Source organism: Paenibacillus yonginensis (genome assembly GCF_001685395.1).
Classification (GTDB): domain Bacteria; phylum Bacillota; class Bacilli; order Paenibacillales; family Paenibacillaceae; genus Fontibacillus; species Fontibacillus yonginensis.
Genome location: NZ_CP014167.1, coordinates 3,201,544 through 3,216,617 on the forward strand (window position 1 = coordinate 3,201,544; position 15,074 = coordinate 3,216,617).

The 15,074-nt window shown below is 52.2% G+C and carries 14 protein-coding genes; 6 read left to right on the forward strand and 8 right to left on the reverse strand.

Annotated elements, in window-relative coordinates; all coding sequences use genetic code 11:
- Nucleotides 1–97: 97 nt before the first annotated feature.
- Nucleotides 98–1,915, reverse strand: coding sequence for a M3 family oligoendopeptidase (locus tag AWM70_RS14505; RefSeq protein WP_068697577.1), 1,818 nt, complete (start codon nucleotides 1,913–1,915; stop codon nucleotides 98–100).
- A gap of 106 nt (nucleotides 1,916–2,021) precedes the next feature.
- Between AWM70_RS14505 and AWM70_RS14510 the strand changes: the two genes are divergently transcribed.
- The gene (locus AWM70_RS14510; RefSeq protein WP_068697579.1) at nucleotides 2,022–2,183 is read left to right on the forward strand and encodes a YycC family protein; all 162 of its coding nucleotides are present in this window, start codon (nucleotides 2,022–2,024) and stop codon (nucleotides 2,181–2,183) included.
- Nucleotides 2,180–2,410 (forward strand): hypothetical protein, encoded by a 231-nt coding sequence (locus AWM70_RS14515; protein WP_068697581.1) that lies wholly within the window; start codon nucleotides 2,180–2,182, stop codon nucleotides 2,408–2,410. The genes AWM70_RS14510 and AWM70_RS14515 overlap by 4 nt, the downstream gene beginning before the upstream one ends.
- 55 nt (nucleotides 2,411–2,465) lie before the next feature.
- Here AWM70_RS14515 and AWM70_RS14520 read toward each other — a convergent pair whose 3' ends face one another.
- The gene (locus AWM70_RS14520; protein WP_068697583.1) at nucleotides 2,466–3,164 is read right to left on the reverse strand and encodes a DUF2225 domain-containing protein; all 699 of its coding nucleotides are present in this window, start codon (nucleotides 3,162–3,164) and stop codon (nucleotides 2,466–2,468) included.
- 41 nt (nucleotides 3,165–3,205) lie between these two features.
- Entirely contained in the window at nucleotides 3,206–3,601 is a 396-nt protein-coding gene (locus AWM70_RS14525) for a globin domain-containing protein (RefSeq protein ID WP_068697585.1), read from the reverse strand.
- Between the two features lie 490 nt (nucleotides 3,602–4,091).
- Between AWM70_RS14525 and ylbJ the strand changes: the two genes are divergently transcribed.
- Together ylbJ and AWM70_RS14535 are read left to right on the forward strand one after the other, a co-directional pair.
- Nucleotides 4,092–5,321, forward strand: a complete 1,230-nt coding sequence (gene ylbJ, locus AWM70_RS14530) for a sporulation integral membrane protein YlbJ (protein WP_068700697.1) — start codon at nucleotides 4,092–4,094, stop codon at nucleotides 5,319–5,321.
- Nucleotides 5,322–5,502: 181 nt separating this feature from the next.
- Nucleotides 5,503–6,306 (forward strand): NAD kinase, encoded by an 804-nt coding sequence (locus AWM70_RS14535; protein WP_068697589.1) that lies wholly within the window; start codon nucleotides 5,503–5,505, stop codon nucleotides 6,304–6,306.
- Nucleotides 6,307–6,415: 109 nt separating this feature from the next.
- On the opposite strand, the gene AWM70_RS14540 is transcribed toward AWM70_RS14535, so the two are convergent.
- A complete protein-coding gene (locus tag AWM70_RS14540; protein ID WP_068700698.1) occupies nucleotides 6,416–7,114 on the reverse strand; it encodes a YutD family protein in 699 nt (232 codons plus the stop codon).
- Between the two features lie 178 nt (nucleotides 7,115–7,292).
- On the opposite strand from AWM70_RS14540, the gene AWM70_RS14545 reads away from it, so the two are divergent.
- Both AWM70_RS14545 and AWM70_RS14550 read left to right on the forward strand, forming a co-directional pair.
- On the forward strand, nucleotides 7,293–8,327 hold the full coding sequence (locus AWM70_RS14545; protein WP_068697593.1) for a M23 family metallopeptidase: 1,035 nt from the start codon (nucleotides 7,293–7,295) through the stop codon (nucleotides 8,325–8,327).
- A gap of 275 nt (nucleotides 8,328–8,602) precedes the next feature.
- Entirely contained in the window at nucleotides 8,603–8,950 is a 348-nt protein-coding gene (locus AWM70_RS14550; protein WP_068697594.1) for a DUF4181 domain-containing protein, read from the forward strand.
- Nucleotides 8,951–9,020: 70 nt separating this feature from the next.
- Here the strand turns inward: AWM70_RS14550 and yunB are convergent, their stop codons facing one another.
- The 4 genes from yunB to treC form a co-directional block, all read right to left on the reverse strand.
- The gene (gene yunB / locus AWM70_RS14555; RefSeq protein ID WP_068697595.1) at nucleotides 9,021–10,055 is read right to left on the reverse strand and encodes a sporulation protein YunB; all 1,035 of its coding nucleotides are present in this window, start codon (nucleotides 10,053–10,055) and stop codon (nucleotides 9,021–9,023) included.
- Between the two features lie 133 nt (nucleotides 10,056–10,188).
- Nucleotides 10,189–10,905, reverse strand: a complete 717-nt coding sequence (gene treR, locus AWM70_RS14560) for a trehalose operon repressor (RefSeq protein WP_068700700.1) — start codon at nucleotides 10,903–10,905, stop codon at nucleotides 10,189–10,191.
- 119 nt (nucleotides 10,906–11,024) lie between these two features.
- The gene (treP, locus tag AWM70_RS14565; protein ID WP_068697600.1) at nucleotides 11,025–13,082 is read right to left on the reverse strand and encodes a PTS system trehalose-specific EIIBC component; all 2,058 of its coding nucleotides are present in this window, start codon (nucleotides 13,080–13,082) and stop codon (nucleotides 11,025–11,027) included.
- 119 nt (nucleotides 13,083–13,201) lie between these two features.
- Complete coding sequence (gene treC, locus AWM70_RS14570) at nucleotides 13,202–14,920, reverse strand: alpha,alpha-phosphotrehalase (RefSeq protein WP_099093099.1); 1,719 nt, start codon at nucleotides 14,918–14,920, stop codon at nucleotides 13,202–13,204.
- Nucleotides 14,921–15,074: the final 154 nt, after the last annotated feature.

The following is a 15,074-nucleotide window of genomic DNA, read 5'->3' on the forward strand; positions in this document are numbered from 1 at the left end:
CCCTGGTAAAAATGCCAGCAAAAAACGGCCCCGAAGGGCCGTTTAATCACACCGTTATTAAATCATTGCTTCGCTCGATACTGGCAGCCTAATTTCCTTACATGCCTTCGGTCATTTTAAGGAACTGCTCTACATCAGCTACGGATACGCCAACAGCTTCACGCCAGAAATCCGGAGTGGCCAAATCTACATTCAGATGTTTTTTGGCCAGATCTTCAACCTTCATACGGCCTGTATCTTCCAGAAGTGCGTCATATTTAGCTGCGAAAGTTGGGCCTTCCGCTTTGGCACGGGCATAAATGCCGTTGCTGAACAAGAAGCCAAACGTATACGGGAAATTATAGAAAGGAACGCCCGTAATATAAAAGTGCAGTTTCGACAGCCAGAAATGCGGGTGGTAAGAATCGAGCGCTCCGCAGAACGCTTCCTTCTGAGCCTCCTCCATCAGCGCGGACAGCTCTTCCGCGCTCAGCAGCCCCTGTTTGCGTTTCTCATAGAAACGGGTTTCAAACAGGAAGCGGGCATGAATGTTCATGAAGAAAGCTACGCTGCGCTGAACCTTCTCCTCGAGCAGCATCAGCTTCTCTTCGCGGCTGTCCGCCCGGTCGACCTGGGCCGAGGACAGGATGTTCTCCGCAAAGGTGGACGCCGTTTCAGCTACGTTCATCGCATAATTCCGGCTGAACAAAGGCATATCCTTCAGCAGGAAGGAATGGTAGGCATGACCCAACTCATGCGCCAGGGTCGAGACGTTGGAGGCCGTACCTCCAAAGGTCATAAAGATGCGGGTTTCTTTGCTCTCCGACAAGTTTGTGCAGAAGCCGCCGGGACGTTTGCCGGGACGATCCTCCGCTTCCACCCAGCTGCTGTTAAACGCATGGGTAGCGAAATCCGCCAGCTTGGGGCTGAAGCCGCCGAATTCCTTCACAATCAACTCGGCTGCTTCACCATAAGGAATGTTGTCCGCGCCCTGGGTACCCAGCGTCAGAGGAGCTTCCACGTCCGCCCAGCCCAGCTTCTCTACGCCCATCAGCTTGGCCTTGCGCTCCAGATATTTAACGAATACCGGTTTGGCTTCCGTGATGGCCTGCCACATGGCATCCAGCGTCTCACGAGTCATCCGGTTATAATCAAGAGGTTCTTTCAGTACATCGTCCCAGCCGCGTTTGTTGTACAGCTTAAGACGGAAGCCTGCAAGCCGGTTCAACGTATCGGCGCCGTAATCGCCAAGCTCAGCCCACTTTTCTTCCCACTTGGCAAATACCGTATTGCGAACGCTGCGGTCCGGATCATGCAGCTTGTTATGCGCTTGTCCGGCAGACAGGTTAACCGTATCTCCGTTCTCGTTCACGAAAGGCAGACTGAATTTGCTGACGATCGTGTCATAATGCTCTCCCCAGCCGTGATAGCCGTCGATGGCCAGATCAAGAACCAGGCTCTCAAGCTCTGGCGAAAGTTTGTCTTTGGCTTTCTCGCGGGTTTCGTTCAAGGAGAAGGCAATCGGTGCGATCTCCTCGCGGGCAATCCAGCCGGCAAAAACCTCATCCGAGGTTGCCCGCAGCAAGCTTTCAAATTGAGCGAGCACAGCGCTCAGGCGCGCTCTATGCGAAGTGACTTTGTCCGTCAGCTGAATGGCTTTCTTGTCCGCCGTATTCTGGGCTGTAAGACAGCTGACGAAACTTCCCGCCTGACCGGCTTTGGCGAATACGTCCTGCAGATTCTCGATAAATCCGTCAAAAGCTTGGGTCTCCTCCAGCGTTACCGGCGCTGTCCACTTCTGGGAGAACTGCTCCAGCTCCTGAACCCCCTTCTCCACCTTGTCCAGATGGGCTAGAAATTCGGCCGACTCCGATCCTCCCGGAAAAACAGATTCCAAATCCCAAGTCAGACTTACAGGTTGCTTCAAATTACTCATCTTCGCAAACATCCTTTCCCAGTCAGATAGGTTGATACTTCCGTGTAACAGAGTGTATAACTATAGGTATATCCCGCGCAAGAGGGGCACGAAGGAGGCAATACGGATGAGACCATTACAAATATCCGCGGATACAGCCGTCAAGCTGGCCGAGAAATTACATGTTCCAATTGAACAGCTCATGCATATGCCGCAGCATATTCTGATGCAGAAGCTGGCCGAACTGGCTAAAGAAGACGCCGCAAAGGATAAACCGGACGAGCAATGATTCCATTCAACAAAGCGCTGCCTTATGATATTTCAATGGGTGATGTTTATGTACCCGAATGCCCTTTCTGCGGAAAGGACAACGTTCTGCTGCCGATGAAACCCAAAGAAGTAGCAAGCGTTCGCGAGGGGAAAAAGAAACTTCTCGTCTTCCCTTGCTGTTTCCATAGGGTGACTGTTCTGGACAGCGATGACGACTATCTGTTAACCGATACGATCGTCCGGTAACTGTCCGGTCATGCTGTTATCCTTCCAAATGTAAGCCGCCGGCCGCTGCCGGCGGTTAATTTTTCATTTCCTCCGGCAATTCATGTTTGGCCTCCAGCATCTGTTCCCTGAGCACGGCCCACTGCTCGCGCGATGCGCGGATCATTGCGGCATCCATGATCTTCTGATCATTAATGACACGGGAGAACCAGCGGACGGCTTCGGAGAAGTTGCCCGTTCTGCGGTGAAGCTCTCCAATCAGGTACATAAGCCGGGCATCGTTGGCTCCCACACCTTCCAACTCGTACACCTTGATGTACGATTCCAGGCTGTATTTCAGGAAACGGATTTCCTGTTCCGTGTTTCCTTTATAACGATATAACCAGGCAATATGCTGCAGAAGGCTGGCAATCAGCCGTTCTTTCTCGTCGATGGACTGCGCGCACAGCAAAGCCAGCTTATAGCTTTCCAATGCGGACTCCCAGTCGCGGTGGCCTCCGAAATCACGCGGATGAATCCGCCCTCCAAACGTTTGGCTAAAATTGCTTTTCTGTCTGTCGCTAATCCGTTCCCGGAAATTTTCAGTAAAAGCAAACCCGCAGTGCGGACATACCCTTACCACGTAATAATCAGGATTCTCATTCTGATAATACCCGCAGAAATCGGTATCCGTGCGACTCGCCCGCTTAAAGCTCGGACGCACCCGAGAAGTTACAAATTCTTGCTCACACATCAGACAGTTGGCTTTAATCGTATACAGAGGCTCAAGTTGCATGGCCTGTTCCCTCTTTCCGGCTTTGCAGCCAAATTGCTGGGTCATTCTTGAGATGACGGGGTGTTGACGAAATGCATGGCGGGACCCGACAAGCGCTGCAGCACAACACTGCGGAGCGGCTCCTCAATGCCTACTTCCGTCAAGGCTTCTGCCATGCAGGCGAGCCAAGCCTCCGCCCGTTCAGGCGTGACCGGAAACGGCAGATGACGGGCACGCATCATCGGGTGGCCATGGGCATCGGAATAAAGCGATGGACCGCCAAAAAATTGGGTCAGAAACATATATTGCTTCTCCAGGACGGGATCGATATTTTCCGGAAAAAGAGGTCCCAGCAGCGGGTTGCGCTGCACCCGGGGATAAAAAGCCTCCACTATTTTGCGGATTGTCTCTCCGCCGCCCAAGCTTTCATACAAGGTTTGTCCTTGTTCTGGGTTCATGCCGACATCACCATCTTCCTGAACTTTTATTTTGTATTATAGCAAAGAATCGGAGGAAAAACGCCCCCGAAACTCATAACCTCTTTATATCAAAAAAAGAGCGCTGAACCAGCGCTCTAAGTACCCTCTTGATTATTCATCTTAATAACTGCGCCAATCCTCTTCACCTGAACGGACTAGGGAGGCGCGTATGACATACACAAACGCACATACGAGCAAACCTGCTACAAAACTCATATACATCACTCCGCTCATCAGGATTTGTTGGAATCATAAGAGATCGCGATGCTACACGGTCTATTCTAGCATATTGCGATTAAAAAATCAGCCGTCTGGCAAGCGCTTTCTTGTTTTTTTTGTACTGTTTGTCCTATTGCATTCATAAAACTAAGGAAGATCGAAATAAAAAACATGCTGGTGGAGGCGTTAAAAGGTGCAGATTTCCAGACTTGGACTACCCATCATTCTGCTGGCGCTCATCGCCATTTGTATGCTGATGCTGGCCTTCCCTCAATCCTCCTGGGATGCTGCTGTAAGGGGGCTGTCCATTTGGTGGGACGTGCTGTTCCCTTCGCTGTTTCCCTTTTTCGTCATTTCAGAGGTGCTGCTTGGTTTCGGGATTGTCCATTTTCTGGGCAGGCTGCTGGATCCTCTGATGAAACCGCTCTTCCGTATTCCGGGAAGCGGCGGTTTTGTTGCCGCTATGGGATTTGCCGCCGGCTATCCGGTAAGCGCGCGGCTCACCGTCAAGCTTCGGGAGCAAAACCTGATCAGCCGGGTTGAAGGCGAAAGACTGGTCTCCTTCACCACTTCCTCCGATCCGATCTTCCTGATCGGGGCGGTCTCGGTCGGCTTCTTCCACAGTCCGCAGCTGGCCGGCGTGCTGGCGACCGCCCATTACGGCGGATCGGTGATTATCGGTCTGATCATGCGTTTCTACAGACGCCATGACGCCGAACAGACCAGGCAGAAGAGCGAGCCCGCAGCAGCTTTCTCTGCTGCTAAACCCTCAGAAACGGCTGGTGACGGTCCGGCTATCCCCCGCCCTTCCCGGCTAAAATCCGCTCTTCTGGCCATGCATGAAGCCCGCATGGCAGACGGCAGAGAACTGGGAGAGCTGCTCAGTCAGGCAATCACGTCTTCCCTGCGGCTGATGACCGTGGTCGGAGGACTGGTCGTGTTTTTCTCCGTGTTCCTCGAGGTGCTCACGGCTTCCGGAGTTATGAGCCTCCTGTATGGCAGCCTGCGCAGCCTGCTGTCGGTCATCGGACTTCCTTCGGCTTTGGCCGAACCTTTTATGAGCGGGCTCTTTGAGGTAACGCTGGGAGCCAAAAATGCCGCAGCGGCAGCAGCCGGTATCCCGCTTGCCTTCAAGGCGGCGGCAGCGGTGTTTATTTTGTCCTGGGGCGGATTGTCCGTCCATGCGCAGGTCGCCAGCATTTTGAATGCAACCGATCTGCGTTATTTGCCTTTTCTCGCCGCACGCTTTATTCATGCGGTTCTATCCGCTGTTTTGCTTCTGCTGATCTGGCCATACTTTGGACTAGACGAAACCTCGTCCGCTTTTAGTTCCATTCCCTCTTCCCTTCCTTATGCCTGGCAGGCAAGCGCGGGCAATTTCATTTATGCCACCAAGCTGCTTGCGGTCATGCTTATTTTGTCTATTTTAGCCATTCTCATTCAGAAATGGAGCTTTAAACGGCGGACCCGTCGATCCTAGGCTCGTCTGGAGGCATCGGTATCATCCAAACCTGAGCTTGTTTTTGTGTCCGAAATTGATTATCATCGGATTGGCAAATAACTCCTTGCTAAATTGTTACGAATTCATGTCTGTTTAAGGTATAATGTTAGGCGAAGAATCATGTACGTATACATTACACCCGGGTAAAGGAGCTTTTCACTTGAGATACTACGTTCTAGACCGCGGAGACAGCCTTTCGGTTGAGCTGGCCGAACAATTCCACAAACTTGCCGGAGAACACGGCTTTGAGCTGGATGCCAAATCGCCGGAAATCGTTGTCTCTATCGGGGGAGACGGAACCATGCTTCACGCCTTTCATACGTTTATAGACCGGATTCCTTCCATAGCCTTCGTAGGTGTGCATACCGGTCATCTCGGTTTTTATGCCGACTGGAAAGCGGACGAACTTCCCGAACTGGTTTCGCTCATGGGCGGCAAGGGCGGTCCGGGCACCATGAAGCCGCGAATCGTGAACTATCCCCTGCTCGAAGTAGAAATTACGAAGAAATCCGGCACCTTATCTTATATTTGCCTGAACGAGTTCACCCTCAAGGGCACGGATGGCACACTGGTCGCCCAGGTTGACATCAACGACCAGATGTTCGAAATGTTCCGGGGCGACGGTATTTGCATTTCTACGCCGTCCGGAAGTACGGCTTACAACAAAAGTCTTGGCGGAGCCATGCTGCATCCAACGATCGAAGCCCTGCAGATTTCAGAAATTGCCTCCATCAACAACAGGGTGTTCCGGACGATGGGCTCGGCGCTGGTGCTTCCCAAACACCATCACTGCGATATTTACTCCCGCAAGGAGCAGAATCTGACGATTACGCTGGACCACATCAGCCTGCATCTGAATGACCTGCTGTCCGTTAAATGCCGGGTGGCCCGCCAGAAGATCAGCTTTGTCCGCTATCGTCCTTTCCCTTTCTGGGAGCGGGTGCGCAACGCATTTCTCGATTAAGGTCCCGTTCTCAGGTCCCGTTCTGCGAGCAAAAGAAACAAGCAGGCCAAAGCGATCAGCTTTGAACCTGCTTGTTTTATTTTTTATAAACTTTCCGTCCCCGGCCTGCTTAAACGTCTTTACCGGCGTTGTCGCCCTCTTGCTGACGGGACTGTGGCCCACGTTCCCGCTGCGCTTTCGGTTCACGGTGCTCCTTGTTCATGCTTGTATCCTTCGACTCCTTGAAGTCTCTGGATTCCCTTGATTCTTTAGTTTCTTTGCCAGACCCTCTAGGCTCCTTCGCTTCCTTGCCGTCCTTCGGCTCTTTGGCTTCCCGAGCCTCCCGGGCTTCGCGGGCCGCAGCTTTGCTGGCCTCCTTGGCCTGCTTCATCTTCGCATGATGCTCCCGGGATGAAAGGTGCTCGCGCAGCGGCAGCTGCTCTTTAGGCTTGCCGTCATCCGTTGTTTCACCGGAATCCGGCTTGCTCTGAATCAAAGCCTCCTTGACCGGTTCTTTGGTCTTCTGAAGCACAAAATAAGCGCAGCCGAAGTTGCAATATTCATTGATATAGTCAATCACTCCGGAAATAGCCGTATCCCGGTTCGCTTTCGGATGATTATCTCTATAGAACCCCTTAAGTCTAAGCTGGTTATAACCCCAATCTCCAACGATATAGTCATAACGTTCCAGCACCTCGCTGTAGCGCTGCTTGAAGGCTTCCGGATTCCAGCCGTTCCGGTTATCCTGAATCAATTCATAACTTTTGTTGCCGATTTGTACAAACACCGGTGTCCCTCCTTGTTCCGTTAAGCGCCCTGCCGACTCCATCCGTTCGGCGTTCATCAGCAGGTTCTTTTCTGCCGCGCTGGATATACTGCCCACATTATATCATGAAAGCGGCATAATTACTCGGCTTGTCCATGGATAAAAATCCGTTCCTTGCACCAAATTAACTAAGGATCAATTCGGGATTTGTTTCTATTCGTTCTAATAAGGAGGGACAAAGATGCGATATGCTTCGGTGATCAAACGAAAATGGGGACTGGCTGTCCTGCCTTGGCTGCTGGCTTTCTCCTGGGTCTGCCCGAACGCAGCCGGAGCCGGGACCGATCAGCAAACCGATTCTGCTTCTGCTGCAGTCAGGACGCTGCAGGAGCGGAGGCTGTTGATCCAGGAGATCAGTGAACTGACCCAAGTTCCCTGGACCTATTTGGCGGCTCTGGACCAATATGAGCGGACCCTGACCCCCAAATCCAGAAAGGAACGTTTGAAGAACAAGCTGATTAGCCTCGATCCGCGGCCGGAGCTTTGGGCCGGCATGATCAATCCCGATCCCGGCGACACCAACCCGATCACGATTGCGCTGTTCGGCGGCATCGGCAGGGACGCGAACGGAGACGGCAAAGCGAATCCGGAGGATGACATGGACGCCCTGTACAGCCTCGCCTCCTATATGAAGAGCTTTGGGCTGACGGAGGAGGATTTCCAAATCTCCTTATGGCGTTATTATCAAAATGAACGGGCGGTCACCCGGATTCGGCAGTTCGCCAAACTTTATCAAACCTACGGCACGATCGATTTAAGCAAAACCGCCTTTGTGCTGCCTTTGTCGAGCATCTACAGTTACCGGAGCACTTGGGGAGACCGGCGCGGCTTCGGCGGACTCCGCATGCATGAAGGGACCGATTTGTTTGCTTCCTACGGCGTTCCTGTCAGAAGCGCCTGCTACGGGGTTGTAGAGACGAAGGGATGGAACCGCTTTGGCGGCTGGCGGATCGGCATCCGTGACATTCAGAACCGGTATCATTATTACGCCCATCTGCAGGGTTTTGACAAGAACATCGAAGTCGGCAGCACAGTCGTGCCGGGCCAGGTGGTCGGCTGGGTCGGCAGCAGCGGTTATGGCAAGCCGGGCACATCCGGCAAATTCCCGCCCCATCTGCATTATGGCATTTACAAGGATACGGGCCACTATGAGTGGGCTTTTGATCCTTACCCGCTGCTGAAACGGTGGGAGAATGAAGAACGAAGACGCAAATGAGGCTGAGCGGATCTGTTCATACTTGGCGTTATCAAAAAAATAAGAGGCTGTCCCAAAAGTAAACTTTGGAACGCCCCGCAATTAAATTAGGGTAATATTCACAGAAGTAAGGAGCTAAGCGATTTATTTTCGCTTAGCTCTTTGGTTTTTGCCCCAAACGTATGCTGCTCTCTTTCTCATTATTTAGGTTCGTGCTTGTTATATCAGATTATATTTGTATAATGAGATACTAATTAGTTTTTTTGTTTTTTTCAGGAAATAATAAGGAGTCTGTCATGAGCTATCTATATTATTTTATGATTGGTGTTATATGTATCGTTAATGTAATTATGAGTAAAAAGGTAAACATGGATAGTGAACAGAAAATGTCAGATACAGCAGTATACAAATGGTATATTTTGGGTTTGATTGCCTTTGCAGCTGCGCCTATTGTGGTTATTTGGACTTTTGGTTTAAACAAACCCCAACCGTTATTCCCATTCACCATGACCTTATTTTTTTCTTTCCGAGCTGTTATGGAGTTAATATATATTAAAGAAACACGGCGTTATATAGTTTCATGCGCTGCGGCTGCCGCATCACTAATCTTTACTGTCCTCTTTCTGGTGCTTCGCATTTTATAGATTTATCACAGACAAAAATGGGCTATCCTAAAAATGAAAGTCCATTTTTGTCTATGACATAAAAAAACTATTAGGGCATCACGACCGATGCCCCGCCGGCTCCGGACTGAAGGTCCGTGCTTGAACCCGGACTTGAGCCTGTTCCCGTGCCGGATAAGGACCCGGAGGACGGGTCCGTTAAGGAGCCCGCCGATGCACCGGAGCCTGCACCGGCTCCGGCACCGGCACTGGATCCCGAAGCCTCCCCATTGTCCTGCTGCTGCGACGGCAGGGCAATGCTTGGCGCGTTGGCGCCATTTTCCCCGACAGGCTGGCCTTTGTTGTCATAATAATACATCGGGACATCGCCCACGACCATCAGGTAAGAGACGGGAATATCGGTTTCAACGACCTGCGGCCCCATATTGAACGGCACTACCACGGAAACCTCGGTCCGGATGTGCAAATAAACCTCCACCAGAATCGTGTTGATGCCGGCGTCCTGCTTCCGTGTGTTCAAATCAACCTTCACATCGCTTTGCGGCTCCATGCGAATCGGAATGCGCGGGCCGAAAGAAGCGATAATCGTGCTGCCTAACGCCTGGCCTAAAGGAATCTTCTCATTCAGCTTAGACACGTGATCCAGCGTCCGTTTGACCGTCTGTACCGTGTCCGACGTAATCTCCATATGGGATTTGTAATTCAGCATAAACCCGGTAATTTTCCCGTTCGCATCCGTCTTCCAATCTACGAGGTTCCCATACTGCTTACCGTTGGCCACCTGCTCGCTGATCGCTTCGTTCAACGATTCGGTGGCGATCTGCTTAACCCGGATTTTGGCCAGCTCCATCAGCGGACCGTCCATTCTTCGCTCCACATAATTAAACATTTGCACAAACAAAAGAAGGACCACCATGGAGGCTATTATCCAGACCCACTTCTTCTTGAATTTAATTTCCTTCCGGGGTGTCCCGCCTGCCGGCTTCCAGCCGCCACCGCCCGATTTCCAGCCCCCGCCGGACTTCCAGCCTCCGCTCGATTTCGGTTTGGGCCGCAAGTTAACCCAAGCAGGGCGGCTGCCCCATCTGCGCCTTCTGAACCTGATTGTTCTGCCACCTATCCGCATGATGATAACCTCCCGGCACTGTAGCTCTTTTACCAGATTATGCGGCCAAGCGGCAAAAAAGAAGACAGGGCTGCCAAGTCCCTTGCCGGGAAGCGGCCCCTGCCTGCTTCAGCTCCGTTGCTGACGCGTATGATTAGTGCACCCTGCGCGCGAAATCGACAAACCGAAATTTATCCAGTCTATGACGGGATTCGGTATATTCAAACAGTGTGGTATCCTCCAGATAAACAAAGTTCCTAACGACCACAATATGGGATAGGCCTTTGTAATCCAGAAGTTTCCGGTCTTCCTCAGTCGCTTCCTCCACCGAGATCTCTTTCTTGGCGTAGCTGATCACCAGTCCAAGCTCGTTCTCCAAATAATCATAGATCGACGTGGCAGCAATTTCAGCGGTCAGCTTGGGCACAATAGCGGGCAGGAAATAATCCTTGTCCAAAATAATCCGCTCACCGTCGATTTCGCGGGAACGAATCACTTCCCAGACCAGGTCGCCCGGCTCAATCTGCAGATCTCTCGCGATTTCGGGATTCGCTTTCACCTTGGCCGTCTGATGAACAGCCGTGCGGGTCGGCTTCCCAAGCTTCTCTGCCATCTCTTTGAAGCTGATCAGCCCCGTAATCGGGAAATCCATCCGATGCACATCCAGCACGTAAGAGCCTTTGCCCTTCATCTTGTGAATGTAGCCGTTCTGAACCAGCAGATTCAGCGCTTTGCGCACCGTCTCCCGGGTTGTCCCGTAATCGGCGGCCAGCTCGCTTTCCGAAGGCAGCTTTGCTCCGGGCTCCAGTTCTCCAGCCTGAATGCGTTCGGCGTATTCTTTGTAGATATGAAGAAAAATATTTTTAACCACGATAATCACCGTTCCCATCTTACCATAACCTGCCCGAAGTACAAAGGCACAGACCCGTGGGGGCTGTGCCTGCAAGCTCACAACTTATTCGTCTTTGCACTTCAATCCTACTTGGCAGCTCAGTTGGCTGGCAAATGCACCTTGAGCACGGTGGAGGCTCCGTTCACTGGCTGCCCCGCAGCCGACTCTTCTACGCTTTCAACCGCCGGCTGTCCGTCCGGTATAATGACCGGCGTTATCAGGGACAAACCTGCCGCCTTAATCGTCTCCCGATCAAATTCAAGCAGCAGCTGACCCGCCTTGACCTGATCACCGGTCTCAACATGAGTGGTGAATCCTTCGCCTTTCAGCTTCACCGTATCAATGCCGACATGGATCAGGATTTGCACGCCGCTGGCATGCTCCAGCATCAGGGCATGTTTCGTTTTGGTGATATGCATGACCGTGCCGTCAAAAGGAGCCGTTACACGGCCTTCGGCCGGTTCAATGGCCACGCCTGGACCCATTTGCCCGCTGGCAAATGCCGGGTCCGGGACTTGATCAAGCTTGAGCAAGGAGCCTTCGACCGGAGCCGCAATCTCAAGAACTGTACCGGCGGCAGCTTGGCTGCTCACGTTACCAGCAGCTTGGGCTGGAGCTTGCGCCACATGACTTGCCGCAGGACCAGGGCTTGGAGCCGCCGAAGCCGAAGCAGCGGACACTTCCATGGCAGCTGCGGTATGGCTGGCCGTTTGCTCGGCAGCTGCTGCTGCCGGGGCCAGGCGATTTCTTGTTGACGAAATCTTGCCGAAAGCTACGGTCAATACAAACGGAACTACCAGTACAATCGCCATGCCAATAAAGAACACGCCCCACTGCTGGGCAAAGATAGACAGGAAACCCGGAATACCGCCTACACCTATCGAGGAAGCGAGCACATGTTTGACTGACAGCAGAATGCCGCCGAGAGCCGAACCGACCATACCAAAGATAAACGGATATTTGTACCGGATATTAACCCCAAACAAAGCCGGTTCCGTAACGCCCAGGAATGCCGATACCGAGGACGTCACGGCCAAACCTTTGCTCTTCTGCTCGCGGAACACAAACAGCATCGCAAGTGCCGCAGAACCTTGGGCAATGTTGGACAAAGCCAGCATCGGCCAGAGGAACGTACCGCCCTGCGAGCCGATCAGCTGAACGTCTACGGCCAGGAAGGTATGGTGCATGCCGGTGACGACCAGCAGTGCATACAGACCACCATAGATCAAGCCGCCGAGTACCGGGAAGCTGTTAAAGATATAAACCACGCCGTCCGTAATCGCGTTGGCGATGGCAAAGGTGACCGGACCAATGATCGTAAAGGCCAGGAAGCCGGTGATCAGCAGCGTGACCGGGGCCACGACCAGCAGCTTGATTGAATCTTTGACATGTTTGTTCAGATAACGTTCGATCTTGGCCAGGATATAGGAGGAGACCAGAACCGGGAGCACCTGTCCCTGATAACCAATCTTCTGAATATGCCAGCCGAACAAATCCCAGGTTGGCACCGTGCCGTCCACTTTAGCCTGCGCATAACTCCAGGCATTGAGCAGATCCGGATGCACCAGGATCAAGCCAAGCACAATCCCGAGCAGCGGGCTGCCGCCAAACCGGTTAACGGCCGACCAGCCGATCAGGGCCGGGAGGAACGTAAAGGCCGTATTGGCAATCATATTGATAATGGAAGCAAAATCATTCCAGGCCGGATAAACCTGAACCAGCGATTTGCCGGCAAAAAAAATGTCGCTGCCGGTCAGGATGTTATTAATGCCGAGCAGCAAACCTGCAGTTACGATAGCCGGCAGGATCGGAATAAAGATGTCAGCCAGCGTCTTGATCGCCTGCTGAAGCGGGTTTTGTTTCTTGCCTGCCGCCTTCTTCACATCATCCTTTGAGGCGCGTTTCGTACCTGTAATCGCAATCATTTCTTCATAAACTTTATCAACCAGGCCGGGGCCGATAATAACCTGGAACTGGCCTTGGGTGGAGAAATGGCCTTTGACCAGATCATTTTGTTCCAGCGCTTCTGTATTTACAGCGTTTTCATCATGAAGCACAAAACGGAGACGGGTGACGCAGTGTGTCGCCGTTTCAATATTTTCAGCGCCGCCTACGGCTTGAACGATCTTCTCAACGCTTGTTCTGTCCAGTGACATTAGGATCACTCCTTAGAGTTTCTGCAAAATCTGTGCGAAGCCGGGTGTCTGGCGCTGCCCTCCCCTATAAGGACACTGAACAGCGCACAGCAGCCGATTTCTCGCTTTTATCCAGTCCGTCAGCTCTGCTGGCGGCGGATGAACCACATATAAGAACCATATGGGGGTAAAATCATTTCCTGCTCCAGAACCGGAGCCGTTTGGGTGCTGCCCGCAAGCAGCTCGGATGCTCCCGCCGGCTTCAGCCATTCGGAAGCCATGGAATCCGGCAAGCTGTATTTTGCCGGATTGCCGCTAAAGTTGGAGACAACCAGCAGCGCCTCGTCTCCACTCAATCTTCCGTAAGCAAAAACCTGCGGATGCTGTTCATCCAAACGGACGAAGGTGCCCTCCGTAAAGATCGGCATTTCCTTCCGCAAAGCGATCAGCTTCTTATAATGCTGGAATACCGAGTCCGGGTCGTCAAGCTGGTTCTGCACGTTGATCTCCGGATACCGTTCATCCAGCTTGATCCACGGTGTTCCGGCCGTGAAGCCGGCGCCCGGTCCATCGTTCCAAGGCATCGGCGTACGGGAATTATCGCGGGAGCGTTCGCGGATAATCGCAAAAGCCTCCTTAGCCGACTTCCCCTGCTTCTGCAGAATCCGGAACATGTTCAGGGATTCGATATCCCGCATTTCTTCAATGCTGTTCCACTGCGGATTCGGCAGACCGATTTCTTCGCCCTGGAATACATAAGGCGTACCCTGCATGCCATGCAGCGTTATGGCCAGCAGCTTGGCGCTTTCCACGCGGTATTGCCCATCGTCCGTGAATCGGGACAGCGCTCTTGGCTGATCATGATTGTTCAGGAACAGCGCATTCCAGCCGCCGCCTGCCTGCATGCCGGTCTGCCACCGCGAGAACAGCGATTTAAGCTGCTCGAAGTCATACGGCATAAGCTCCCATTTCTGACCGTTTGGATAATCCACCTTCAAATGATGGAAATTAAACGTCATCGACAGCTCTTCCTGCTCCGGATTGGAATACAAAATACAGCTCTCCAGCGAAGTGGAGGACATTTCGCCGACCGTAACCAGTCCATAAGGCTTAAACACGCGGCGGTTCAGCTCTTTCAGGAATTCATGGATTCTCGGGCCGTCCGTGTAGAATCTCCGTCCATCTCCCGGAGGCACGCTGCCGTCGTCATCAGGGAAATCCTGATTCTTCGAAATGAGGTTGATAACATCAAGCCGGAAACCGCTGACTCCTTTGTCCGCCCAGAAGGTCATCAGCTTGACAACCTCTTCCCGGACCGAGGGATTCTCCCAGTTCAAGTCGGCCTGCGTCTTGTCATACAACGTCAGGAAATACTGTCCGGTCGCTTCGTCATATTGCCAGGCCGGGCCGCCGAATTTGGACTGCCAATTATTAGGCACTCCGCCGCCCGGAGCCGGGTCCCGCCAGATGTAATAGTCTCGGTACGGATTATCCTTGGACTTTCTTGCTTCCTTAAACCATTTATGCTCCGTCGAAGAATGATTAACCACAATGTCTAACATCAGATGCATGTTCCGTTTGCGAACCTCGGCTGACAATTCGTCGAAGTCGTCCATCGTTCCGTATGCCGGATCAATGCTGCAGTAATCCGCCACATCGTAACCGTTATCATTTTGTGGAGAAACGTAAACCGGCTGAAGCCAGACAATGTCAATGCCAAGCTCCTGCAAATAATCCAGTTTCTCTGTCAGCCCCCGGATATCTCCGGTGCCGCTGCCTGTCGTGTCTTTAAAGCTCTTGGGATAAACCTGGTATACGGTTGATTTCTTCCACCAATCCGAAGTCTGCCCATGATGCATGGTCGAATTCCCCCCGCTCTGCATATAAACCGAATTCATTTTAACAAGGTTAAATCCAATTTATACGTTCTATTCTTATGATCGAATTCAGAAAAAGATGTATATACAAGTTCGATACGAGTCCATTGTAAACCTGTATATACATGTTGTCAAC